We start from the raw sequence: 24,571 nt of genomic DNA on the forward strand, positions 1-24,571 counted from the left end.
CCCGGCTTACCGCGCCGTCGACGGCGAGCGGAGTAAGGCGCAGCGATGCGGCAGGCGAGCGAACAGGCCGGGGAGCACGGGCTCCCCGCCGGCGGCGGCGAGCCGGAGGAGACCGATGCCGGTCCCACCGAGGCGCGCCGTGCGCTCACGCGCCTGTGCCTGGCCGGCCGCACCGTGCGGCCGGTGGGCGAGATGCTCCGCTTCGTGGTGGCGCCGGACGGGCGGGTGGTCCCCGACCTGGCCGGCAAACTGCCCGGGCGCGGCGCCTGGGTCGGGGCGACCCGCGCCGAGCTGGAGCTGGCACTGAAGAAAAAGGCCTTCGGCCGCGCCTTTCGCGGCAAGGGCCGGGCGGAGGCCGGCTTGATCGAGCTGGTCGACGCCCTGCTCGAGAAAGACGTGCTCGGTGCCCTCGGCTTCGCCAACAAGGCGGGCCAGCTGGTGACCGGCACGACCAAGGTGGCGGAGGCGCTCACGGGCGGCGCCGCCATTCTCGTCCACGCCAGTGACGCGGCGCGCGACGGGGTCGCCAAGCTCGATGCGCTCGCCCGGCGCGTCGGCGAGGCGGAAGGTAAGGAAATAGCCTTCGTTAACTCTTTGTCAGGCGTGCAATTGGACTTGGCGTTGGGCAGGGCAAATGTGGTACATGCTGCGCTGCTCGCCCATCCGACGAGCGCAGGGTTTCTTGCGCGCGTGAGAAGGCTCGAGAGCTGGCGCGCTGGATAAGCGAAGCCGGCGCACAGATGTGAGGCATCCCGCAAGGGGCTGGATGCTCAGGAACGGATACCGAATGACCGATACGAAGAACCCCGGCGAGAAGACGATGGGCGTTGGACAGGGCAAGACCCTGACGCTCAAGAGGCCTGTCGAGCAGGGCGTCGTTCGCCAGAGCTTCAGCCATGGCCGCTCCAAGTCGGTGGTGGTCGAGAAGGTGAAGCGGCGCGTGATCGGTCCGGGCGACAAGCCCGAGGCACCGTCCGCGCCCGCCGCTCCGGCTGCCGCACCTGCCGCCCCGGCCCAGTCGGCCGCGCCGCGCCCTGCGCAGGCGCCCCAGGCCGCTCGCCCGGCGCAGCCCGCTCCGCAGAGCGCCCGTCCCGCCGCGCCGGCGCAGCAGCCGCAGCGCCCGCCGGTGCAGGGCCGCACCCAGCCGGCTCCCGGTTCCAACTATTCCGGCCCGCGCCCGGGCCCCGTGGGCACCCGCCCCGGCGGCGTCGTGCTGCGCTCGCTGACCGAGGAGGAGGCCCGCGCCCGCGCCGCCGCCCTTCAGGACGCACGCGTGCGCGAAGTCGAGGAGCGCAAGCGCGCCGAGGAAGAGGCTCGCCGCCGCGCCGAGCGCGAGGCCCGCGAAAAGGTCGAGCGCGAGGCCGCCGAGGCCCGCAAGCGCGAGGAAGAGGCGCGCCGCGCCTTCGAGGAAGAGGCCAAGCGCAAGTCCGAGCAGGAGGCGCGCAAGCGCTTCGGCGAGGAGAATGCCGCGCAGCCGGCTGCGGCCGCCGCGCCCCGCGCCGCGACCCCGGCGGCTGCCACGCCGTCCGCTCCGGCCGCCGCCCCCGGCGCGCCGCGGGTGGCGACGCCGCGCAACAATGCGGCGATGGATTCCGAGGATGACGACCGCCGTCCCGCCCGCCGCGGCCCCGGCGGCGCCCCCGTGCGTCCGGCGGTTCCCGCCAAGCCGGCGCGGCCTGCCGCCGGTGCCGAGAAGAATCGCGGCCGCCTCACCCTGGTGACGGCGCAGTCCGGCGACGAGGAGCGCCAGCGCTCGGTCGCCTCCTTCCGCCGCCGCACCCAGCGCATGAGCGGCCACCGCCATGTCGAGACCAAGGAAAAGATCTCCCGCGAGGTCACGGTCCCGGAGACGATTTCCATTCAGGAACTCGCCAACCGCATGGCCGAGCGCGCGGTCGACGTCATCCGCCTGCTGATGAAGCAGGGCCAGATGGTGAAGATCACCGACGTGATCGACGCCGACACCGCCCAGCTCATCGCCGAGGAACTCGGCCACACCGTGCGCCGCGTCGCGGAATCGGACGTCGAGGAAGGCCTGTTCGACACGCCGGACGCGCCGGAGAACCTGCTGTCGCGCCCGCCGGTCGTGACCATCATGGGCCATGTCGACCACGGCAAGACCTCGCTGCTCGACGCGCTGCGCTCGGCCAATGTCGTCTCCGGCGAGGCCGGCGGCATCACCCAGCACATCGGCGCCTATCAGGTGACCTCGCCGCTCGGCGGCAAGATCACCTTCATCGACACGCCCGGCCACGCCGCGTTCACCGCCATGCGCGCCCGCGGCGCCAAGGTGACGGACATCGTGGTGCTGGTGGTGGCGGCCGATGACGGCGTCATGCCGCAGACGGTGGAAGCCATCAACCACGCCCGCGCCGCCAAGGTGCCGCTGATCGTGGCGATCAACAAGATCGACAAGCCCGACGCCAAGCCCGAGCGCGTGCGCTCCGAGCTGCTGCAATACGAGGTGCAGGTCGAAAGCATGGGCGGCGATACGCTCGAGGTGGAAGTGTCGGCCAAGGCCCACACCAATCTCGACAAGCTGCTCGAGGCGATCAGCCTGCAGGCGGAAGTGCTCGACCTCAAGGCGAACCCCGACCGCGAGGCCGAGGGCACCGTCATCGAGGCCAAGCTCGATCGCGGCCGCGGCCCGGTGGCTACCGTGCTGGTCCAGCGCGGCACGCTGCATGTCGGCGACATCGTGGTGGCCGGCGCCGAGATGGGCCGCGTGCGCGCGCTCATTTCGGACAAGGGCAGCCAGCTCGGCTCGGCCGAGCCGTCCATGCCGGTCGAGGTGCTCGGCTTCAACGGGACCCCGGAGGCGGGCGACCGCCTCGCGGTGGTGGAGAGCGAAGCCCGCGCCCGCGAGATCACCGACTACCGCAAGAACCAGAAGCGCGAGAAGGCGGCGGCGCGTTCCGCCACCGTCCGCGGCTCGCTGGAACAGATGATGAGCCAGGCGAAGACGGCGGGCCGCAAGGAATTCCCGCTGATCGTCAAGGGCGACGTGTCCGGTTCGGTGGAAGCGATCATCGCCTCGCTGGAGAAGCTCGGCACCGACGAGGTGCAGGCCCGCATCATCCACTCCGGCGCCGGCGGCGTGAACGAGAGCGACGTCACGCTGGCGGAAACCGCCGGCGCGGTGATCATCGCCTTCAACGTGCGCGCCAACAAGGAAGCCCGCGAGGCGGCCGAGCGTGCCGGCATCGAGATCCGCTACTACAACATCATCTACGACCTCGTGGATGACGTGAAGGCGGCGATGGGCGGCCTGCTGGCGCCGGTGAACCGCGAGACCATGCTCGGCAACGCGCAGATCCTCGAGATCTTCAACGTCTCGAAGGTCGGCAAGGTCGCCGGCTGCCGCGTCACCGACGGCACCGTCGAGCGCGGCCAGCATGTCCGCCTCATCCGCGACAACGTCGTCATCCACGAAGGCAAGCTCGCCACGCTCAACCGCTTCAAGGACGCGGTCAACGTGGTGCAGGCCGGCCAGGAATGCGGCATGTCCTTCGAGAACTACCAGGACATGCGCGCCGGCGACGTCATCGAATGCTACCGCGTCGAGGTGGTCCAGCGCACGCTGTGATGCCCGCCTGATGCGGCACGGCCGGACGGTTCTCCGCCCGGCCGTGTGAAGATTCCGCGGGAGCCGGACGGTCCAAATCCGTCGGCTCCGGTCGAAGCCGTCCCGCCAGCCGGCACAGCCGGGGCGGGCGTTTGGGACTGTTGAACGCCATGAAGACCAAAGCGAGCTCGGGCAATGGCCCGAGCCAGCGCCAGCTGCGCGTCGGCGAGCTGGTGCGCCACGCCCTGTCCGACATCCTGTCGCGCGGCGACCTGCCCGATCCGGCCTTGTCGCGCGTGCTCATCACCGTGCCGGAGGTGCGGATGAGCCCGGACCTCAAGATCGCCACCTGCTTCGTCATGCCGCTCGGCGGCAAGGACACCAAGGCGACGATCGACGCGCTGGCGACCAATGCCAAGCCGCTGCGCGGCGAGATCGCCCGCCGGGTGGAGCTGAAATACGTGCCGGAGCTGCGCTTCCGCATCGACACCTCCTTCGAGGAAGGCGCGCGCATCGACGCGCTGCTGCGCTCGCCGGATGTGGCGCGCGATCTCGACCATCCCGGCGACCAGAACGACAACGACACCAACGAGGACGAGGCATGAGCGCCCCGATCAGCGAGGCCGCCCTGGCCACGGACAACGCCACCACCGAGTCGGTCGCCATCGAGCCGGCAATGGGCGACGCCACGCTCTCCCCCGCCACCGAGGCCGGCACGCGGCCGCCGAAGAAGGATCGCCGCGAACGTCCCGCCCGTCGCCCGAAGAAGGACGTCGACGGCTGGATCCTGCTCGACAAGCCGGTGGGGATGACCTCGACCCAGGCGGTCGGGGCGGTGAAGTGGCTGTTCCAGGCCAAGAAGGCCGGCCATGCCGGCACGCTGGACCCGCTCGCCTCCGGCTGCCTGCCCATCGCGCTCGGCGAGGCCACCAAGACGGTGCCGTTCGTCATGGACGGGCGCAAGGTCTATCGCTTCACCGTGCGCTGGGGCATCGAGACCGATACCGACGACAGCGAGGGCAAGGCGGTCGCGCATTCCGACGCCCGCCCAGACCGCGAGGCCATCCTCGCCATCCTGCCGGCGTTCCGCGGCGAGATCGAGCAGGTGCCGCCCGCCTTCTCGGCGCTGAAGATCAATGGCGAGCGGGCCTATGACCTCGCCCGCGACGGCATCGCCGTGGAGCTGGCCGCCCGCACGGTCGAGATCCACCGGCTCGACCTCGTCGACATGCCGGACGCCGATCATGCGGTGTTCGAGGCCGAATGCGGCAAGGGCACCTATGTGCGCTCGCTCGCCCGCGATTTCGGGCGCACGCTCGGCACGCTCGGCCACATCACCGCGCTCCGGCGCAGCGTGGTCGGTACCTTCGCCGAGGCGGAACTCATCCCGCTCGACGATCTGCGCGCGATGCACGCGGACAATGGCGAGACCCCGCCCTTCGCGGCGCTGCGGCCGGTGGAGATCGGCCTCGACAGCCTGCCCTCGCTGCGGGTGAGCCCGGCGGATGCGGCGCGCCTGGCGCGCGGCCAGTCGATCATCCTGCGCGGGCGCGACGCGCCGATCCTCGAAGGCCCGGTCGCCATTACCGCCGGCGGCCGGCTGGTGGCGCTCGGCGAGGCCGAAGGCGCGGAAATCTTCCCGCGCCGCATCTTCCACGCCAACCCGGCGAACTGAGGCCGGGAGGGCGTCGCCCGCCACGAAGATGCGGCTGGCGTTGCGGGCGTTTTCGTGTATGTTGCGCCCGCGCCGCGGACCGTGAGGTTCGCGCGAACCCTTCGCTTTTCGACCGTGCTGGACGACATCCCGGCCCGGCCGAGCCGCGAGGCCGGCGCGCCCGCAATATGCAGGCCGCCTTATCGAAACTACCGAAAAACCGGAAAGGATATCCGATGTCGATCACGCCGGAGCGCAAGCAGGCGCTCATCACCGAATATGCCACCAAGCCGGGTGATACCGGTTCGGCGGAAGTGCAGGTTGCGATCCTCACCGAGCGCATCACCAACCTGACCGGCCACTTCAAGTCCCACGCCAAGGACAACCATTCCCGGCGCGGCCTCCTGAAGCTGGTCTCCCAGCGCCGCGGTCTCCTCGACTATCTCAAGAAGACCGAGGAAGCCCGCTACAAGTCGCTGATCCAGCGCCTCGGCATCCGCCGCTGACGTTTCGCCGAGGCTCGCACCTGCCGGTGCGGGCCTCGTGCGCTATCTGGACGGCGCGCGTGGATGGTCCGCGCCGCCGCCTCATCAAGCCCGGAGCCTGACGAACGGGTTTCGGAGAACGCAAGAGCGGCGGGCATGGGGCGCGCCGCATCCGACAGAAGCGGCGGCCATGGCAGGATCGCCGGAGGCTTTTCCCGGGGGCTCCCGGAGCGAGGAACCTCCCGCCGTCTTGCTCATGGCCCCTCTTCGGAAAGCCAGAGACAGACATGTTCGACATTCACCGCGAGGAACTCGACTGGGGCGGGCGCACGCTCACCCTCGAGACCGGCAAGATGGCGCGTCAGGCCGACGGCGCCGTGCTCGCGAAATACGGCGACACCACCGTGCTCGCCACCGTGGTCTCGGCGAAGTCGCCGAAGCCCGGCCAGGACTTCTTCCCGCTCACCGTCAACTACCAGGAAAAGGCCTATGCGGCCGGTCGCATTCCCGGTGGCTACTTCAAGCGCGAAGGCCGTCCGAGCGAGAAGGAGACCCTGGTCTCCCGCCTGATCGACCGCCCGATCCGCCCGCTCTTCGCGGATGGCTACAAGAACGACACCCAGGTCGTCGTCACCGTGCTGTCGCACGACCTCGAGAACGACCCCGACATCGTGTCGCTGGTCGCCGCCTCCGCCGCGCTCACCCTCTCCGGCGTGCCCTTCATGGGCCCGGTGGGTGCCGCCCGCGTCGGCTTCATCGACAATGAATACGTGCTGAATCCCTCCGTCGACGAGCTGAAGGATTCGGCGCTCGACCTCGTGGTCGCCGGCACCGCCGACGCCGTGCTGATGGTGGAATCCGAGGCCAAGGAGCTGTCCGAAGAGGTCATGCTCGGCTCGGTCATGTTCGGTCACCGCCACTTCCAGCCGGTCATCGAGGCGATCATCCGCCTCGCCGAGAAGGCTGCCAAGGAGCCGCGCGACTTCACCGCCCCCGACAACTCGGCGCTGGAAGCCGAGCTGCGCGGCCTGATCGAGGCCGAGCTGCGCGCCGCCTACAAGATCGCCCGCAAGCAGGACCGCTACGACGCCGTCGGCGCCGCCAAGGCCAAGGCCAAGGCGCACTACGCCGCGCTGGCCGCCGAGGGCAAGGACGTGCCGGACGCCCAGACCCTCGGTGAGGTTCTGAAGGAGCTCGAGGCGAAGATCGTCCGCTGGACCATCCTCGACGAGGGCGTGCGCATCGACGGCCGCGACACCAAGACCGTCCGTCAGATCGTCTCCGAAGTCGGCGTGCTGCCGCGCACCCACGGCTCGGCGCTGTTCACCCGCGGCGAGACGCAGGCCCTCGTGGTCGCGACGCTGGGCACCGGCGAGGACGAGCAGTTCATCGACAGCCTGGAAGGCACCTACAAGGAGCGCTTCCTGCTGCACTACAACTTCCCGCCCTTCTCGGTGGGCGAGACCGGCCGCATGGGTTCGCCCGGCCGCCGCGAGATCGGCCACGGCAAGCTCGCCTGGCGCGCCATTCGCCCGATCCTGCCGCCCGCGCACGAGTTCCCCTACACGCTGCGCGCGGTGTCGGAGATCCTCGAGTCCAACGGCTCGTCCTCGATGGCGACCGTCTGCGGCACCTCGCTCGCCCTGATGGACGCCGGCGTGCCGCTGCGCCGTCCCGTGGCCGGCATCGCCATGGGCCTCATCCTCGAGGGTGAGAAGTTCGCCGTGCTCTCCGACATCCTCGGCGACGAGGATCACCTCGGCGACATGGACTTCAAGGTGGCCGGCACCGACAAGGGCGTCACCGCCCTGCAGATGGACATCAAGATCGCCGGCATCACCGAGGAGATCATGAAGGTCGCCCTCGAGCAGGCGAAGGGTGGCCGCGCGCACATTCTCGGCGAGATGGCCAAGGCGCTCACCGGCGCCCGCGCCGAACTCGGCGAGCATGCTCCGCGCATCGAGGTACTGCAGATCCCGGTCGACAAGATCCGCGAAGTCATCGGCTCCGGCGGCAAGGTCATCCGCGAGATCGTCGAGAAGACCGGCGCCAAGATCAACATCGAGGACGACGGCACCGTGAAGGTGGCCTCGGCGTCCGGCGAGTCGATCAAGGCGGCGATCAACTGGATCAAGTCGATCGCTTCCGAGCCGGAAGTCGGCCACATCTACGAAGGCACCGTGGTGAAGGTCGTCGATTTCGGCGCCTTCGTGAACTTCTTCGGCGCCAAGGACGGCCTCGTGCACGTCTCGCAGCTCGCCAAGGAGCGGGTGGCGAAGCCCTCCGACGTCGTCAAGGAAGGCGACAAGGTGAAGGTGAAGCTGCTCGGCTTCGACGAGCGCGGCAAGACCCGCCTGTCCATGAAGGTCGTCGACCAGGCGACCGGCGAGGATCTCGAGGCGAAGGGCAAGGCCGAGGGCGAAGGCGACGCCGCCGAGTGAGTTCGGCCGCCCATCGCATCCAACGAGCGGGGCGCCTTCGGGCGCCCCGTTTTCGTTTGCGCCCCGCGATCACCCGAAGGCCGCGAACAGCTCCGCGATGTTTTCGCGCGACAGCCCGGCGGCAAGCGCCAGCACCAGCGCCAGCCGCGCCTTCAGCGCCGACAGAAGCCCGGCCGGAATCACGCCCCGGGCGATGAGGTCGATCTCCGAGCCCGGATAGCCATAGGTGCTCTCGAACACCGGGCCGCCAAGCGTCCGGCTGGCCAGCACCACCGGAATCCGCGCCGCCAGCTCTCCCACCGCCTCCGCCATCACGCCCGGCACATGGCCGGCGCCGGCACCTTCGATCACCGCGCCGGCATAGCCGAGCCCGGGAAGCACCGGCAGCAGCCGCCCATCGTCACCCATGCCGATCTTCACCAGCGCCACCGGCGGCAACTCGCCGGGACCGGGCAGCAGCACCGGCAGCGCCGGCGGTGCGACACGCGCGAAGACGCGCACCCGCCCTTCCGCCACCAGCCCGAGCGGGCCGCCATGCGCCGAGACGAAGGCGGATGTCAGTGCGGTATGCGCCTTGCGCACGAACCGCGCGGCATGGATCTCGTCGTTCAGCACCACCAGCGTGCCGAGGCCGCGCGCCTGCGGGCTCGCCGCGACGAGGGCAGCCGCGAGCAGGTTCGCCGGCCCGTCGGCGCCCGGCTGCTGCGGCCCGCGCATGGCGCCGACCACCACCACCGGCCGCGCGTCGCGGACCATCAGGTCCAGCGCGAAGGCGGTCTCCTCGATGGTGTCGGTGCCCTGGATGACGATCGCCCCGTCATACCCTTCCGCGAAGGCGGCGTGGATCTCGGCGGCGACCTGGACGATGTTGGCAAGTGTCAGCGAGGCGCTGCCGAGCCGGAACGGCGAGCGCGCCGTGATCTCGGCCACGGCGGCCAGTTCCGGCACCGCGGCCACCAGGTCGCCGGCGCCGAGCGTCGGGGCGATGCCGCCGCCGGTGGCGGCGGTCATGGTGATGGTGCCGCCCAGCGACAGGGCAAGGAGGCGGGGAGGTCTGACGGTACCGGCCATGACGTCTCCGGGGAGTGCGGGAGGGTTCCTCTATAGCCCGCGCCGGTCCGCTTGTCGCTCGGCGCCACCCGGGCACCCCCATGCCGCCGCTCACATATAGGCGCCGCCATTGACGTGCAGCGTCTGGCCGGTGACGTAGCGGGCGGCCGGGCCGGCGAGGAAGCGTACCATCGCCGCCACCTCCTCCGGCAAGCCGCGCCGTCCGAGGAGATTGGCGGTCGCCCCGTGGTGATGCGGCCGGTGGCCGCCCTCGCGCACCGTCTCGATCAGCCCGGGCGAGACCAGGTTCACCGTGATGCCGGCCTCCGCCATCTCATGGGCGAGGGCGCGGGTCAGGCCGTCGAGGCCGGCCTTGGCCGCCACCACATGGGCGCGGTTGCGCGCGCCGATATAGGCGGTGAGCCCGCCAATATTGACGATCGCCGCCGCGCCGGAGCGCGAGAGCGGCTCCAGCGCCGCCTTCGCCATCAGGAACGGGGCATCGAGCGACAGCGCCATCACCTCGCGCCATTGGCCATAGGTGAGATCGGCGAGCGGCGCCTCGTCACGCACCGCCGCGTTGTTGACGAGGATATCGAGCCGGCCGAAGGCCTGCATGCCGGCCTCGACCATCGCCGCCGCCTCTTCCGGCTGCGTGACGTCGCCGAGCACGCCGAGCGCCCGCCCGCCGGCCGCCGCGATGGCCTCGACGACGGCATCCACCGCCGCGCGGTCCCGCCGCCCGGCCACCACCACCGCCGCACCGCCCTCGGCGAGGGCGAGCGCGATGGCGCGGCCGATATTGCGCGAGCCGCCGGTGACGAGGGCGACACGCCCGGCAAGTTCCCGGCCGGCAAAAGCAAAGGCCTCCGGCACGAGGGCGCTCATCGGGCCTCGCCCCGCGCGACCGCGAGATCGACGCCGCCGCCCGAGGCGAGGGCGGAGAGCGCACCGCGGAGCCCGGCGATGGCGGCGGCGTCCATGCCGCCGAACGCCAGATTGGCCTCGAATTTGGCGGCAAGCTCGGCCTCGCCGAGCGGTTCATGCGCGCCGCCGCGCATATGTGGCTGCCGGAAGCTGATAAGCCGGCCATCCCGGAGCGTCGCCTCGAGATGGCCGGAGAAATTGCGCGGATACTCGTCCGCCGGGTCGATCTCGTAGGCGATCTTCGCGGCGAGCGCCTGCACGGCAACGTCCTGCGAGCGCGCATCGGTGAACTGGCCGAGGCCGGCGGCACCGTCGATGAAGGCTACCGCCATGCAATAGGGCGTCGAGAACTTGCCGGCATAGCCGTTGGGCGGGCGATGCTTGGCGACCAGCGGCTCCCACAGACGGTGTACCGTGCCTTCGCCCACCTTGCAGCGGATGGAGACGATCTCGTCCGCGCTCACGCCGCTCGCCGCCAGCTTCAGCGCGCAGTCGACGAAGGGCTGGGTCATGGTCCCGCAGGCATAGGGCTTGAAGGCGAGGCCCTCTATGACCCAGCGCGTGCCGAGCCCTTCGGTCAGCCGGGCGAAGTCCGGCGCCCTCGAGGGGGCGAAGGCCTTGAACAGGCCATGCGTGCCCTCGAACACCGTGGCCGGCCCGGAAAAGCCGGCGCGGGCGAGATGCACGGCGCGCAGCCCCGCCTGCGCCGCCGCGCCGGCATGCAGGCGCTTGGTCGAGGAGCCGTCGGCGAGATATTCGATGATGCCCGAGGCGAGGCTGCCGGCGATGCCGAGCGCCCGCGCCGTAGTCTCGGCATCGAGGCCGAGCACGGCGGCGACCGTCGCAGTGGCCGCCGGGGCGCCGAAGATGGCGGTCGGGTGGAAGCCGGCCTTGTGCGTCGCCTGCGGGGCGACGAGGCTGAGGCGGCACATCAGCTCCGCCCCGACGGCGATGCCGCGCATTACCGCCGCGCCGCCGATGCCGTGCTGCTCGGCCGCCGCCAGCGCCGCCGGCACCACCACCGCGCCGGGATGCACCGGGCCGCCCTCGAAGGTGTCGTCGAAATCCTCGCCATGCGCGGCGGTGCCGTTGACCAGCGCCGCGTCGTACATGCCGAGCCGGCGCGCATGGCCGAGCGCGGTGCAGCGTCCGTCGTCGACGGCGCTGGCGAGCGCCGCCCGCACATAATCGGCATCGCGGGCGGCGACGATCAGCCCGGCAATGTCGAACAGCAGGCTGCGGCACACCGCGGCAGCTGCCGGGGAGGGCACCGCCGCAGCGGCGAAGCCGCCGACGGCATTCGCAAGCGGCAGGGACGGGATGGGATCATGCGGGTTCATCCGTGCGCTTCCTGCCCATGGGTCTTGTGGTTGCGCGCCTGCTCCGCCCGGGCCCGGCGGCCGTCGCGCAGCTCGCGGGTGAGCGAGAAGACGACGAAGCCGGTGGCGGCGAGCAGCAGGCCGACGCAGATCGGGTCCTGCAGGAACACCATCATGTCGCCGCCCGACAGCACCAGCGAGCGCCGGTAGCTGGATTCCACCATGTGGCCGAGCACCACGCCGAGGATCATCGGCAGGAAGGGGAAGCCGGTGCGGCGCATGAGGTAGCCGACGACGCCGAGCGCCAGCGCGATGCCGAGGTCAAAGGTGGAGGTGTTGAGCGTGTAGATGCCCGAGAGGATGAGCGCGAAGATGAAGCCGGCGCGATAGGGGCGCGGGCGGTTCACCAGCCACACCGCGGCGGGGAGCAGCAGCATGCCGACGCCGATCTGGGCGATGATGGCGACGAAGGAGCCGACATAGAGGCTGTCGATGACCTGCGGGTTCTGCTCGAACAGGCGCGGGCCGGGCAGCAGGCCGTGCATCAAGAGGCCGCCGAGCAGCACCGCCGTCGAGTTGGAGCTGGGTATGCCGAAGCTGAGCAGCGGGATGAGCGCGGTGCTCGCCACCGTGTTGTTGGCGGCCTCCGGCGCCGCGACGCCTTCCTCCGAGCCCTTGCCGAACTTTTCCGGCGTCTTCGACCAGCGCCGCGCCTCGTTATAGGACATGAAGGCCGCGATGGAGCCGCCGCCGCCGGGGGTCAGCCCCTCGAACAGGCCGAGGATGCAGCCGATGATCTGCGAACGCTTCAGCCTGTTCATCATGGCGAGGCCGGGCAGGCGGATGCGCACCGATTCCTTCAGCTGCGTCAGCGAGACGGAGCCGGACTGGCTCATCAGTTCGGTGAGCGCGAACAGGCCGACCATCACCAGCACCGGTTCGACGCCGTTGAGCAGGTCCGGCACGTCGAAGGTGAAGCGGGTGACGCCGGAGATCGGGTCGGTGCCGACGGTGGCGATCATCAGGCCGATCACCGCCGCCGCGAGGCCCTTCACCAGCGAGCCGCCGGTCATCGAGGCGATGACGCTGAGGCCGAGAATGCCCAGCCCGAAATAGGAGGGCGGGGTGAAGGCGAGCGCCAGCCAGGACAGGGGCTCGGTGAGCAGCACCAGCATGGCCAAGCCGAACAGGCTGCCGACCACGCCGGACATCAGCGAGATGCCGAGCGCTTCGCCGGCGCGGCCCTGGCGGTTCAGCTCGTAGCCGTCGATCACGGTGGCGGCGGAGGAATTGGTGCCGGGCGTGCGGATCAGGATGGCCGGGATCGAGCCGCCATATTCGGCGCCGATATAGACGCAGGCGAGCAGCGCGATCGCCATCGCCGGGTCCATCGTGTAGGTGAAGGGCAGCACCAGCGCCATGGTGATCGAGGCGGAGATGCCGGGCAGCGCCCCGCCGAGGATGCCCCAGGTGAGACCCATGATCGCCACCGGGATCAGCGGCGTGCCGGTGAGCAGATGGACGATGTCCCAGAACGTCGTCATGAGAACAACCCCTGAAACAGCGTGCCGACGGGCTGGTTGACCCCGAGGAGTTTGACGAACACGGCCCAGTACAGCACTGCGCCGCCCAGCGCCGCGGCCGGCAGCGTCCAGTTTCGCGGCGCACCTTCATAGAGCGCCACCGCACCGATCAGAAGCGCGACGCCGAGCAGATAGCCGACATAGGGGAGCAGCAGCACATAGGCCGCGCCCAGGGCGAGGAAGCCGAGGGCGCGCGGCAGCCGCGCGTCGCGCTCCTCATCCTCCGGCGCCGTGGCCGCCTCGCTCCGCGCGGCGAGCACGCCCCGCACGAGAAGGATGAGACCCAGCAGCGCCAGCACCAGGGCCAGCACATGCGGCAGGCCGACCGCGCCGACCTCGTCCTCCAGCGTGCTGTCGGGAATCGCCCCGGTGGCCCAGTAGTAGATCCCGGCCACCGCGAGCAGCGCTACGCCGCTCCAAGCGTCCTTGTTCATGACAGACCCTTTCCCGAAGCCGCGGCGCGGCCGCCTCCGGCCATGCGTCGCGACCATGCATCGCGCAGGGTGATCCGGCCGGCGCGCGCCGCGCCGGTGGTGGCGGGAGCCGGCGCTACTTGATGGCGCCGGTCTCCTTCAGGAAGGCTTCGGTGGTGGTGGCGAAGGAATTCACGAAGGCGGGATAGTCCTTGTGGTCGATGAACTTCGCCACCAGCACCTCCTCGGTGTATTCCTTCCTGTAGTCGGGATCCTGCAGCACCTTCTGGATCGCCGCGTCCCACGTCTTGGTCACCGCGTCCGGCAGGCCCTTCGGGCCGGCGAGGCCGCGGAACTTCACCAGCTGGACGTCGTAGCCGGCTTCCTTCACCGTCGGCACGTCCGGCTTCTCCGGCAAGCGCTCGGGGTTGAAGGTGGCGAGCACGCGGATCTTGCCGGCCTCGATCTGCGACCGCAGTTCCTGAAACTCGCCGACGCCGATGTCGAGCGTGCCGTTGAGCACGTTCAGCATCATGTCGCCGCCGCCCTCATGGGTGACGATGGCGGCGTTGACGCCGGCGGCGCGCTTGAGCTGCTCGGCGGCCTGGCGCTCCAGCGAGGCCGGGTTCGCCGCCCCCCACTTGCCGCGCTCCTTCTTCGCCTTGTCGACCACGTCCTGCAGCGTCTTGTAGGGGCCGTCCGCACGGGTGAACACCACCTCGCTGTCGGCGAAGATGTTCGCCAGCGGCTCCAGGTCCTTGTAGGTCTTGGGCGGCTTCGACAGCAGCGAGGTGTAGATGTAGGTCGGCGTGGTGGCGTAGAACACGCTGCCATCCGCCGGTGCGCCGGCGACGCGCGCCACCGCCTTGGCGCCGCTGCCGCCCTGCACGTTCTCGACGACGAAGGTGGCGTCGATATATTTGCCGAGATATTTCGACAGCTCGCGCAGGAACACGTCGGAGCCGCCGCCGGGGCTGGAATGGGTGACCAGCGTCACCACCTTGACCGGATACGGCGCCGGCTCGGCTGCCGCCCTGCCGGCCAGGAGACCGCTCCCCGCCAGCGCACCGGCAAGGAGAAGCGCCAGACCCGTCCTGCGGGTCAGATCGGCCTTGAAGTTCATGCTCGTTCCTCCCAGTGAAAGGCGGCACCTCTTCGGGTTGCTCGCCGGTCGTCGCGCGGATCGCTATTCCGCCACCGCCCGCACCTCGCCGGCATCGGTGGCGGAAAGCAGGGCCATCAGCCGCGAAAGGTCGGCGCCGGTGTCGAGCCCGCGCGCCAGCGCCAGCACATCCTCCTGCGCGGAAGCGTGCAGCACGCCCTCGGCGCACATGCGGAACTTGCCATCGAGATCGGCATCGCTGATCGGGTTGAGCGGCCCGCCGCGATAGCGCTCGTCCGCCCATTCCACCAGCGTGCGGCCGTCCCGCGTCTCGACCTCGATGCGCGAGCGGATCAGGTCGTAGCCGCGCGCGTCGATCTCCGGGTCGTTGATGACGTCGGTGTGCCCCTGCAGATCCTGCATGGCCGGGCCGGCGACGAAGGCGTCCTCGAACTCGTGGTGGCTGGCGCGGCGGCGCAGCACGATCATCGACAGCAGCGCCGGCATGGAGAACTTCGCCTGCAGATGGTTGCGGGCGATCGGATAGCGGATCGGCTCGATGATGTTCTTGCCGGCGAAGAAGCGGATGCGTTCCACCTCTTCGGGCTTGAGGTCGTGGTCGAGCACCAGCTTCAGCATGGCGTCCATCGACTGGTGAGTGAGGATGCCCGACGGATAGGGCTTGATCGACACGCCGGGGCTCACGATGGTCAGCGGGGCGCCGAAGCCCTGCGCCGCCTTGCCGGCGTCGAAGCCCTCGCCCATCACCGAGAAGAAGCCCCAGGGGCCATCGAGAGCGGCCGGGTCGGCATCGAAGCCGCGGGCAGCCAGCAGCGCCGCGGTGACGCCGTTCTCGCAGGCGCGCCCGACATGCAGCGGCTTGGTCATGGTGCCGAAATTCACCCGGATGCCGGCGGCGAGGCTGGCGGCGATGCCGAAGGCATGGGCGAGGCGCGGGCCGGTGAGGCCGAGCAGCCTGGCGGCGGCGACGCAGGCGCCGAAGGTGCCCACCGTGCCGCTGGAATGGTGGCCGCGCCGGTAGTGGCGGGGCAGCATCCACTCGGAGATCTTGCACTCCACCTCGAAGCCGAGCTGGAAGGCGAGCATCACCTCCCGCCCGTCGCGCTGGCCGAGCATGTCGGCGACGATCAGCGCCGCGGTCAGCGGCGGGATGGTGGGGTGGGTCAAGAGGCCGTAGACATGCGCCGGATCGTGCGAGACCTGGGTGTCGTCCCAGTCATGGGCATGGCCGGCGGTTCCCCAGACGCGGGCGGCCAGCGCCGCGGGAACGCGGCGGCGCCCGGCCGCCGGCAATGGCGCGTCGGCGCGCCCGCCCTGATCCAGCGCATCCTCGGCCAGGATCCGCACTGACGGCTCCCGGCTGCCGGCGAGATAGAGGCCCACGGCGTCGACGATGCAGCGACGGCCGATGCGCAGCGCCTCCTCGGGAAGGTCCGCATAGCGGGTCGTCTCGACGAACCGCAGCGCCTGGCTCGTGACGTCGGCAGCGCTCATGAACAACTCCTGCGATGGATAAGGCGATGAAATTTCAGGAAAGGCCGGCATTCGCCGCCAGCCGCCGCTTCGCCGACATCACATGCGCCATATGGGCGGCCTGGGCGCGGTCGGGGTCGCGGGCGGCGATCGCCTCGACCATTTCGTGGTGCTCGCGATTGGAGACCTGCATGGAATCGACGAGCGCCAGATTGCGCGCGCGGTAGAGCTGCAGCTGCTTGATCAGCGACAGATATTGCCCGGCGAGCACCGGATTGGCGGCGTGGGCGACGATGAATTCATGCAGCGCGAAATTCTCGCGCAGATAGCGATCGGTGTCGTCGGCGGCGATCGCCTCGTCCATGGCGGCGACGAAGCCGCGCAGCGTGGCGATCTCCTGCTCGCTGGCGCGCATCGCCAGCAAGCGTCCGGCAAGCGCAAACAGGAACGCCCGCACATCATAGATCTGCGCCGCCTGCTCCGGCGTGAGCTTGCGCACGAACACTCCCCGGTTGGGGATCTGCTCGATCAGGCCGCTCGATTCCAGCGAACGAAGCGCCTCGCGGATCGGCCCCCGGCTGGTGCCGAAGCGCAGCGTCAGCTCCTTCTCGTTGATGCGGTCGCCGGGCGCGTACTGGCCGCTCAGGATCACCCGCTGGATCTCCTCCTCGATCAGCATCGGCAGGGAACGGGATTTCAGCAGTTCGATCTCTGGCGTCGGCATGCGCCCCTCCGTTATCGGCATCTGACAGAGGAATTGCCCTCATGTCAATTGAAGATTGTCCTACAATTTTCAATTTCACGGCGAGGATATCGTCGTGCGACCGCCAGCCGTGGGCGGCGACGGGAACGGTGACGCACGCAAGCGCCTGCCGCCGGCTTTCCGCCGACGTCATGGAAGGGGAAATCGGGTCTGAGCGGATCAGGGCGCCGGCGGATGCGCCGCCCGGCTGTCGTCCGGCACCTGCGCGCGTTCATCCATGCCGTAGTCGCGCAGGATGCCCGCCACCCGCAGCCGGTAGTCGCGGAACACCCCGCCGCGTCCCTTGCCCTGCGCGGCTCGATGCGAGGGCAGGCAACGCCAGGCGCGCACGGCCTCCTCGTCGCGCCAGATGGAAAGCGACAGCAGCTTGCCGGGCTCGGTGAGGCTTTCGAAGCGCTCCACCGAGATGAAGCCGTCGCGCCCTTCGAGATCCGCCTTCAAGGCGGCGGCCAGCTCGAGATAGTGCTGGCGTTGGCCTTCCGCCGGCCAAACCTCGAAGATGACGGCAATCATGGCGTGCTCCCGAACAGACGTTTCGAATTCCGTCGCGGCCTATAGCACCCTCATCCCGAGGCGCGAGCGCCGGCGAGCCTCGAAGGATGCTCATCCGGGCGCGCGAGACCCCCATCCTTCGAGGCCCGGCCTGCGGCCGGGCACCTCAGGATGAGGGCGTCTGAGGGGTCGGACGTCAAGAAGACTCTCCCCGCCCCGCCTCACTCCGCCGCGACGGCGAAGGTGTCCGGCAACGGGCTCGGGCCACCGGTCGCCCAGTCCAGCAGCTCAACCGTATGCACGGCGAGGATGGCGGTGCCGCCGCCGATCTGGGTGAGGCAGCCAATATTGCCGGCGGCGATCACCTGCGGCTGCGTGCGCTCGATATTCGCCACCTTGCGGTCGCGCAGCCGGCCGGCGATCTCCGGCTGGAGGATATTGTAGGTGCCGGCCGAGCCGCAGCACAGATGCCCCTCGGCCGGCTCCAGCACGGTGAAGCCGGCGCGGGCCAGCAATTCCTTCGGCGCCGTCTTCACCTTCTGCCCGTGCTGCAGCGAGCAGGCGGAGTGATAGGCGACGCGCATCCCCGCCTCGATCACCGGTGCCGGCAGCTCGCGCTCGACCAGAAATTCGCTGATGTCCTTGGCCAGCGCGGAGACCTTCGCCGCCTTCTCGGCATAGGCGGGCTCCAGGCGCAGCATGTGGCCGTAATCCTTGATGGTGGTGCCGCAGCCCGACGTGGTGACGAGGATGGCGTCGAGCCCCTCGCCCTCAATCTCCCGCCACCAGGCGTCGACATTGGCGCGGGCATTGGCGAGCGCCGGCTCCTCCTTGCCCATGTGATGGGTGAGCGAGCCGCAGCAGCCGCCGCCGACCGGGCGTACCACCTCCACCCCCATGCGGGTGAGCAGGCGGATCGTCGCCTCGTCGATCTCCGGCCGCAGCACCGGCTGGGCGCAGCCGTCGAGCAGCGCCACGCGGGCGCGGCGGGCGCCGAGCGCCGGGAACTTGCGGACAGTCTCGCTCGCCGAGCGGGTGGCAGGACGGGCCGGCGCCAGCTTCAGCATGGCGGCGACCGGGGCGAGGCCGGGGACCTGGCCGATCATCCCGGCAAAGGGACGCGCCAGCATGGCGCCGGCCAGTGACAGGCGGAACAGCGACCGGCTCGGCAGCACTTTCGCCAGCACCGCGCGCAGCGTGCGGTCGAGGAAGGGGCGCTTGTAGGTCTTCTCGATATGATCGCGGGCATGGTCGACGAGGTGCATGTAGTGCACCCCGGACGGGCAGGTGGTCATGCAGGACAGGCAGGAGAGGCAGCGGTCGACATGCTTGGCGACCTCGGCGGTGGCCGGCCGGTCGTTCTCCAGCATGTCCTTGATCAGGTAGATGCGCCCGCGCGGTGAATCGAGTTCGTCGCCGAGCAGCGTGTAGGTCGGGCAGGTGGCGGTGCAGAAACCGCAATGGACGCACGCGCGAAGAATCTGTTCGGAACGAGCGACCTGCGGATCGGCGAGCTGGGCGAGCGAGAAATGGGTCTGCATGGTCCTCACACTCCCGCATACATGCGGCCGGGGCTCAGCACCCGGCTCGGGTCGAAACCGTCCTTCATCCGCTTCACCAGCGCCCCAGTGACGGGATCGAGCGGCTGGAACACGTCGAGCGCCGCGCGGGCGGCGGCATCGGCGCGGACCAGCGTCGCGTGGCCGCCCGATTTCTGGCCGCCCGCTTTGGCGACCGCGCCGCGCACCAGCTCGGCGCGCGGATCGGCGTCGGGCATCTCGATCCAGATCAGGCCGCCGGCCCAGTCATAGAAGCAGGCACCGCCCGCCTGCACGACCGTCGCGCCGATGGCGGCGGCGGCCATCGGCGCGGTGGAGACCCGCCACACCGCGCGGGCGAGATCGCCGGCGAAGGGCTCGACATCGCGCAGCGCCGCCCACAAGGCCGCCGAGGCCTCCGCCTCCAGATGGCCGAGCCCGCCGAAGCCGCCGAGCAGCCCTTCCAGCTTCTCGCGGCGATGGCGGATCGAGGGCGGCACGCCCTCCAGCCGCAGCGCCGTCACCGAGGTGCCGGCCAGCGCCAGCGCCGGGATGCGCCCGGCAAGGGCGAAGGGCACATGCGCGGCGCCGGACACGTCGTAATAGGAGCCGACCGCCGCGCTCATCGCCTTCGCCGCCGTGGCGTCGTCGAGACCGTAGATCAGCAGCGTCTCCAGCGTCTCCGGGCGCGGCAGCACCTTGATGGTCAGCTCGGTGAAGGCGGCCAGCGTACCGTAGCTGCCGGACAGGCCGCGCGGCAGGTCGTAACCGGTGACGTTCTTCACCACCCGGCCGCCGGCCTTGAAGGCCTCGCCGCGGCCGGAAACGGCGCGCACGCCGAGCGCATGGTCGCGGGCGGCGCCGGCGAAAGGGCGGCGCGGGCCGGCGAGATTGGTCGCCATCAACCCGCCCAGCGTGCCCTCGCCTCTCGGACGGCCAAGCAGCGGGCCGTAATCCATCGGCTCGAACGCCATCATCTGGCTGGAGGCCGCGAGCAGCGCCTCGATCTCGGCGACCGGCGTGCCCGCCCGGGCGCTCAACACCAGCTCCGCCGGCTCGTAGAGCGTCACCCCGGTCAGCGCCGACAGGTCGAGCGTGGCGTCGGTCTGGATGTGGCGGCCGAGCGCCCGCTTGGTGCCGGTACCGGCGACATCGAGCGTACGGCCATCGGAAACCGCCCAGCGGACGGTCTCGACGACCTCGGCTTCATCGCGGGGACGCAGGCGGTCGATGACGGGGGCGGCGTCGGTCATGGCGCGTTCACTCGAAATGCAGCGCGGCGAGGCGCGCCGCATGCCGGTTGTGCTCGGCGATCACCGCCGGCAGGTCGAAAGTGACGATCTCGCCGCGCTCCACCACCGGCTTGCCATGCACCACGGTCCAGTTGGCACGGTGAGGACCGGTGAACAGGCAGGCGGCGACGGGGTCGGCGAGCCCGCCGGCAAAGGCGAGGTCGTCGAGGCGGAAGGCGGTGAAGTCGGCGCATTTGCCGGGCTGGAGCGCGCCGATATCGTCGCGCCCCAGCACCGCCGCACCGCCCAGCGTGGCGAGCTCCAGCGCCTCGCGCGCGGTCGTCCATTCGGGATCGCGCGAGGGATCGGAGGTGGAGAGCGCGGTATCCGGCCCTTCCGGCGGGCGCAGGCTGATCTGCAGCCGCGCCAGCAGCATCGCCTGCCGCGCCTCGCCGAGCATGTGGTTGCCGTCGTTCGAGGCCGAGCCGTCGACGCCGAGCCCGACCTTCACACCGGCGCGCCGATAGGCCTTCACTGGGGCGATGCCGGAAGCGAGGCGCATATTCGAGGACGGGCAATGGCACACGCCGACTCCGGTGCCGGCAAAACAGCCGATCTCATGGGCGTTCACATGCACCGCATGGGCGAACCAGACATCGTCGCCCAGCCAGCCGAGTTCCTCCATATAGGCGACCGGCCGCTTGCCGAAGCGCTCCAGCGTGTAGCGCTCCTCGTCGATGGTCTCGGCGAGGTGGGTGTGGAGGCGTATCTTGTGGCGACGGGCCAGCGCCGCGCTGTCGCGCATCAGCTCCGGCGTCACCGAGAAGGGCGAGCACGGCGCCAGCGCGATCTGCAGCATCGCACCCGGCGCGGCGTCATGCCAGGCGCCGATCACCCGCTCCGAGTCGGCGAGGATGTCGTCCTCGTCCTCCACGCAGTCGTCCGGCGGCAGGCCGCCACGGCTTTCGCCGAGCGACATCGAGCCGCGCGAGACCATGAAGCGCATCCCGCTCTCGCGGGCCGCAAAGATCTGGTCGTCGACCTTGCAGCCATTGCGGAACACATAGGCGTGGTCGAAGGCGGTGGTGCAGCCGGACAGTGCCAACTCGGCGAGGCCGACCAGCGTGGCGGTGCGCGAGGCTTCCGGCGTGCGGGCGCCCCAGATCCGGTAATGCGCCTTCAGCCAGCGGAACAGATTGGTGTTCTGCGCCGCCGGCAGGTTGCGGGTCAGCGTCTGGTCGAGATGGTGGTGGCAGTTCACCAGCCCCGGCAGCACCACATGGCCGGAAAGGTCGATCACCCGGTCGGCGGTGGCCGGCAGCACCTCGGCCGGCCCCACCGCCTCGATCATGCCGTCGCGCGCGAACAGGCCGCCGCCGGGGATCTCCCGGCGGGCGCCGTCCATGGTGACCAGCACCGTGGCGTTCTTCGCGAGCAGCGTCGCCATCTCAGAACCGCGGAATGTCCGGGAAGGGCAGCTTGCCGCCACTGATATGCATGCGCCCGAGCTCGGCGCAGCGATGCAACTGCGGGAACATCTTGCCGGGGTTGAGCAGCCCGTCGGCATCGAAGGCGCATTTCAGCCGCTGCTGGTGCGCGAGGTCGGTCTCGTCGAACATCGAGCCCATCAGGTCGCGCTTCTCGACGCCCACCCCGTGCTCGCCGGTGAGCACGCCACCGACCTCGACGCAAAGCAGCAGGATGTCGCGGCCAAACGCCTCGGCGCGCTCCAGTTCGCCCGGCTTGTTGGCATCGTAGAGGATCAGCGGATGCAGATTGCCATCGCCGGCGTGAAACACGTTGGCGCAGGCGAGCCCGTATTTTTCCGACATCTCGATCATGCCGGCGAGCACGCGCGGCAGCGCCTTCCTCGGAATGGTGCCGTCCATGCAGTAATAGTCCGGCGAGATGCGCCCCACCGCCGGGAACGCCGCCTTGCGCCCGGCCCAGAACGCCATGCGCTCCTCCTCGCTGGTGGAGGCGCGCAGCGTCATGCAGCCGAGCCCGGAGGCGATCTGCGACACCCGCTCGATCAGGTGGTTCACCTCGGCTTCCGGCCCGTCGAGCTCAACGATCAGCAATGCCTCGACATCGAGCGGGTAGCCGACCTTCACGAAGGCCTCGGCCGCCTCGATGGCGAGCTTGTCCATCATCTCCATGCCGCCGGGAATGATGCCGGCGGCGATGATCGCCGCCACGCATTCGCCGGCCGCCTCGGAGGAGGGAAAGCCGACCAGCACCGCCCGCGCGGTCTCCGGCTTCTTGAGGATGCGCACGGTGACTTCCGTGACCACGCCGAGCAGCCCCTCCGAGCCGACGATGAGGCCGAGCAGGTCGAGCCCGCCGGAATCGAGATGTTGGCCGCCGAGCCGGATCACCTCGCCGGTGATCAGCACCATCTCGACACCCATGACGTTGTTGGTGGTGAGGCCGTATTTCAGGCAGTGCACGCCGCCGGAATTCTCCGCCACATTGCCGCCGATGGTGCAGGCGATCTGCGAGGAAGGGTCGGGCGCGTAGTAGAAGCCCTCATGCACCACCGCATTGGTGATGCCGAGATTGGTCACGCCGGGCTGGGCGGTGACGGTGCGGTTGTCGAAGTCGATGTCGAGGATGCGGTTGAACTTGCCCATGCCGAGCAGGATCGCGTCCTCCAGCGGCAGCGCGCCGCCGGAGAGCGAGGTGCCCGCCCCGCGCGGCACCACGCGGACGCCGTTGGCGTGGCAATAGGCCAGCACCTTCGACACCTGCGCGGTGTCGGACGGCAGCACCACGGCGAGCGGCAGCTGCCGGTAGGCGGTCAGCCCGTCGCTCTCATAGGGGCGCATCTCGATGGTGCTGTCGATTACCCCCTCGCCCGGCACGATGGCCCTGAGGTCGGCGATGATCGCGGCGCGGCGCGCCAGCACGTCGCGCTTGGGCTCCGGCATGACCAGCGCATGCCCCACCTCACCCGGCGCATGCGCCTCCGCGCTCTGCTGCGACATGGCGGTCCTCCCGTTCGGTCATTCGACCCGTTCTAGAGAACCAATGCACCGCCTCTGGTAAAAAATCTAGACCAACGCCTCTCATCTGTTGGTCGAGCCCGATCAATTCGGCGCGCCCGCCGGCGGCCGGTCTTGCGCCGGATCGCGGCGGTGATCACTTTTTTGGAGGCAAGAAGGGAGCATGCCCGTGCATGCCGCGACAGGAGAAGCGTCCGATGACCGTCCACGCGCCCGCCGATACCGCCGCTCTGAAGCGCATCCGCCTGCATCTCGCCCGATCGAAGGAGTTCCCGCAGGGCAGCGCGCGGCACGGTTATGAGTTCGTCGCCCCGCTCGATGCGACCGGCCATATCGACCTCGCCGCCTGGCATGCCGTTCGGGACGCCTGCACCGTGCACCGCTTCTGGGGCAGCGAGCGGCCGGAGGACGGCCGGCTGGTGCACCGCGCCGGGGGCGCGCATGGCGCCACCTGGGTGTTCGATTACGACCAGGGAGATGTCGAGGACGACGAGGCGGGCTATCGCTTCGGCGACCACGCCTTCGCGCCGGGCGAATATGTCTCGCTGCGCGACGAGGACGGCGAGATGCACACCTTCAAGGTGGTTTCGGTCGATTTCAATTAGGCGCGCGGGCAGCCGCCGGCACCGCGGCGGTCTCGGTGGCCGAGCCCGACGAGGGGGCGGCACCGGCCGGGACGGCAGCCGCCGCCGGCGCGGCTGAAGGCGTCGCCGGAGCGGCAGGGGTGGCGACGGGCGGAACCGTCGCTGCCGGCCGGGGGCGGCGCGGACGCGGCGCCGGCCGGTCGATCATGGCGATGACCTTCTCGTGCAGCGCGGCGAGCTTGTCGATGTTGAAATGGCCGACCTTGGAATCGCTGGCCATGTTGATGTTCTGCACCTTGGGCCCGGCCACCGGCTTGCCGGATCCCGACGCCACGTAATAATTCACCACCTTGCCGATCGCGGCCGAGGCGGTGGTCGGCGTCACCGGGTCGAACGTCACCACCAGCGGCACCGGCACGCCCTCGCCGGTCACCCTGTTGCCCATATAGACCGCCGCGTCGGCGCCCAGCGAATGGCCGATGATGACCACCGTCGAGGGGCGGCGCTTGCCGGCCTTGGCCTCGGCCACCGCGGCGGCCGACACCGCCTGCCAATCGGCATAGGAATGCACGGTGGCCTTGATGCCGCGCGCGTTCAGCTTGGCGGCGAGATCGTCCATGCCGAGCGAGAAGATGTTGGCGAGCCCACGCAGCAGATAGACGCGCGGCTTTCCGGCGGTCTGGGCATCCGCCGGTGACGACATTGCGAGAGCGAGGACAAGGACGACGCACAGACCCCAGATACGCGCAAGCAACGTCATGATCGAATTTCCCAAGCCATCCGAAGCAACTTTCATGCATCCGCCGCAATCGGCAATGCAATCGAATTTTTAACCGTAACGATATTGCCCGGCCGTTAATGCAAATGCGCCACAAGATCGCCCGGCGCGACGCGGTTTCGCACGCTGCCGCCTCGCATCGGCCT

At 70.0% G+C, this 24,571-nt stretch carries 21 protein-coding genes; 7 read left to right on the top strand and 14 right to left on the bottom strand.

The window, feature by feature from the left end; all coding sequences use genetic code 11:
• Nucleotides 1-45 precede the first annotated feature (45 nt).
• The 6 genes from KHC19_RS15825 to pnp all read left to right on the top strand — a co-directional run bounded on the left by KHC19_RS15825 (nucleotide 46) and on the right by pnp (nucleotide 8,145).
• Entirely contained in the window at nucleotides 46-723 is a 678-nt protein-coding gene (locus KHC19_RS15825; protein ID WP_213353335.1) for an RNA-binding protein, read from the top strand.
• Nucleotides 724-787: 64 nt separating this feature from the next.
• The gene (gene infB, locus KHC19_RS15830; protein WP_213353336.1) at nucleotides 788-3,586 is read left to right on the top strand and encodes a translation initiation factor IF-2; all 2,799 of its coding nucleotides are present in this window, start codon (nucleotides 788-790) and stop codon (nucleotides 3,584-3,586) included.
• A gap of 149 nt (nucleotides 3,587-3,735) precedes the next feature.
• On the top strand, nucleotides 3,736-4,170 hold the full coding sequence (gene rbfA, locus KHC19_RS15835; protein WP_213353337.1) for a 30S ribosome-binding factor RbfA: 435 nt from the start codon (nucleotides 3,736-3,738) through the stop codon (nucleotides 4,168-4,170).
• Nucleotides 4,167-5,240, top strand: coding sequence for a tRNA pseudouridine(55) synthase TruB (gene truB / locus KHC19_RS15840; protein ID WP_246548947.1), 1,074 nt, complete (start codon nucleotides 4,167-4,169; stop codon nucleotides 5,238-5,240). Before rbfA ends, truB begins: the two co-directional genes overlap by 4 nt.
• Before the next feature lie 215 nt (nucleotides 5,241-5,455).
• The gene (gene rpsO / locus KHC19_RS15845; protein ID WP_213353338.1) at nucleotides 5,456-5,725 is read left to right on the top strand and encodes a 30S ribosomal protein S15; all 270 of its coding nucleotides are present in this window, start codon (nucleotides 5,456-5,458) and stop codon (nucleotides 5,723-5,725) included.
• 266 nt (nucleotides 5,726-5,991) lie between these two features.
• The gene (gene pnp / locus KHC19_RS15850; RefSeq protein WP_213353339.1) at nucleotides 5,992-8,145 is read left to right on the top strand and encodes a polyribonucleotide nucleotidyltransferase; all 2,154 of its coding nucleotides are present in this window, start codon (nucleotides 5,992-5,994) and stop codon (nucleotides 8,143-8,145) included.
• A 69-nt stretch (nucleotides 8,146-8,214) separates the two neighbouring features.
• Here pnp and KHC19_RS15855 read toward each other — a convergent pair whose 3' ends face one another.
• The 13 genes from KHC19_RS15855 to KHC19_RS15915 all read right to left on the bottom strand — a co-directional run bounded on the left by KHC19_RS15855 (nucleotide 8,215) and on the right by KHC19_RS15915 (nucleotide 22,988).
• A complete protein-coding gene (locus KHC19_RS15855) occupies nucleotides 8,215-9,216 on the bottom strand; it encodes an asparaginase (RefSeq protein WP_213353340.1) in 1,002 nt (333 codons plus the stop codon).
• Between the two features lie 90 nt (nucleotides 9,217-9,306).
• On the bottom strand, nucleotides 9,307-10,083 hold the full coding sequence (locus KHC19_RS15860; protein ID WP_213353341.1) for an SDR family oxidoreductase: 777 nt from the start codon (nucleotides 10,081-10,083) through the stop codon (nucleotides 9,307-9,309).
• The gene (locus tag KHC19_RS15865) at nucleotides 10,080-11,462 is read right to left on the bottom strand and encodes an MmgE/PrpD family protein (protein WP_213353342.1); all 1,383 of its coding nucleotides are present in this window, start codon (nucleotides 11,460-11,462) and stop codon (nucleotides 10,080-10,082) included. Before KHC19_RS15865 ends, KHC19_RS15860 begins: the two co-directional genes overlap by 4 nt.
• Nucleotides 11,459-12,985 (bottom strand): tripartite tricarboxylate transporter permease, encoded by a 1,527-nt coding sequence (locus tag KHC19_RS15870; RefSeq protein ID WP_213353343.1) that lies wholly within the window; start codon nucleotides 12,983-12,985, stop codon nucleotides 11,459-11,461. The genes KHC19_RS15865 and KHC19_RS15870 overlap by 4 nt, the downstream gene beginning before the upstream one ends.
• A complete protein-coding gene (locus KHC19_RS15875) occupies nucleotides 12,982-13,458 on the bottom strand; it encodes a tripartite tricarboxylate transporter TctB family protein (protein ID WP_213353344.1) in 477 nt (158 codons plus the stop codon). The genes KHC19_RS15870 and KHC19_RS15875 overlap by 4 nt, the downstream gene beginning before the upstream one ends.
• 115 nt (nucleotides 13,459-13,573) lie before the next feature.
• Complete coding sequence (locus KHC19_RS15880; protein ID WP_213353345.1) at nucleotides 13,574-14,560, bottom strand: tripartite tricarboxylate transporter substrate binding protein; 987 nt, start codon at nucleotides 14,558-14,560, stop codon at nucleotides 13,574-13,576.
• A gap of 63 nt (nucleotides 14,561-14,623) precedes the next feature.
• On the bottom strand, nucleotides 14,624-16,054 hold the full coding sequence (locus KHC19_RS15885) for an MmgE/PrpD family protein (protein ID WP_213353346.1): 1,431 nt from the start codon (nucleotides 16,052-16,054) through the stop codon (nucleotides 14,624-14,626).
• 34 nt (nucleotides 16,055-16,088) lie between these two features.
• Nucleotides 16,089-16,757 (bottom strand): FCD domain-containing protein, encoded by a 669-nt coding sequence (locus tag KHC19_RS15890; protein ID WP_213353347.1) that lies wholly within the window; start codon nucleotides 16,755-16,757, stop codon nucleotides 16,089-16,091.
• Between the two features lie 198 nt (nucleotides 16,758-16,955).
• On the bottom strand, nucleotides 16,956-17,309 hold the full coding sequence (locus KHC19_RS15895) for an antibiotic biosynthesis monooxygenase family protein (RefSeq protein WP_213353348.1): 354 nt from the start codon (nucleotides 17,307-17,309) through the stop codon (nucleotides 16,956-16,958).
• A 200-nt stretch (nucleotides 17,310-17,509) separates the two neighbouring features.
• Complete coding sequence (glcF, locus tag KHC19_RS15900) at nucleotides 17,510-18,829, bottom strand: glycolate oxidase subunit GlcF (protein WP_213353349.1); 1,320 nt, start codon at nucleotides 18,827-18,829, stop codon at nucleotides 17,510-17,512.
• Nucleotides 18,830-18,834: 5 nt separating this feature from the next.
• Nucleotides 18,835-20,079, bottom strand: a complete 1,245-nt coding sequence (locus tag KHC19_RS15905) for an FAD-binding protein (RefSeq protein ID WP_213353350.1) — start codon at nucleotides 20,077-20,079, stop codon at nucleotides 18,835-18,837.
• 7 nt (nucleotides 20,080-20,086) lie between these two features.
• Complete coding sequence (locus tag KHC19_RS15910) at nucleotides 20,087-21,505, bottom strand: 8-oxoguanine deaminase (RefSeq protein ID WP_213353351.1); 1,419 nt, start codon at nucleotides 21,503-21,505, stop codon at nucleotides 20,087-20,089.
• 1 nt (nucleotide 21,506) lies between these two features.
• Nucleotides 21,507-22,988: an FAD-linked oxidase C-terminal domain-containing protein gene (locus KHC19_RS15915; RefSeq protein ID WP_378297073.1), complete on the bottom strand. Its 1,482-nt coding sequence runs from the start codon at nucleotides 22,986-22,988 to the stop codon at nucleotides 21,507-21,509.
• Between the two features lie 272 nt (nucleotides 22,989-23,260).
• Here KHC19_RS15915 and KHC19_RS15920 point away from each other — a divergent pair, with 272 nt between their 5' ends.
• Complete coding sequence (locus tag KHC19_RS15920) at nucleotides 23,261-23,668, top strand: hypothetical protein (protein WP_213353353.1); 408 nt, start codon at nucleotides 23,261-23,263, stop codon at nucleotides 23,666-23,668.
• Here KHC19_RS15920 and KHC19_RS15925 read toward each other — a convergent pair.
• The gene (locus KHC19_RS15925; protein ID WP_213353354.1) at nucleotides 23,661-24,407 is read right to left on the bottom strand and encodes an alpha/beta hydrolase family protein; all 747 of its coding nucleotides are present in this window, start codon (nucleotides 24,405-24,407) and stop codon (nucleotides 23,661-23,663) included. The two genes, KHC19_RS15920 and KHC19_RS15925, sit on opposite strands and share 8 nt — an antisense overlap.
• Between the last annotated feature and the right edge of the window lie 164 nt (nucleotides 24,408-24,571).

This window comes from Ancylobacter oerskovii (assembly GCF_018390555.1).
GTDB lineage: Bacteria > Pseudomonadota > Alphaproteobacteria > Rhizobiales > Xanthobacteraceae > Ancylobacter > Ancylobacter oerskovii.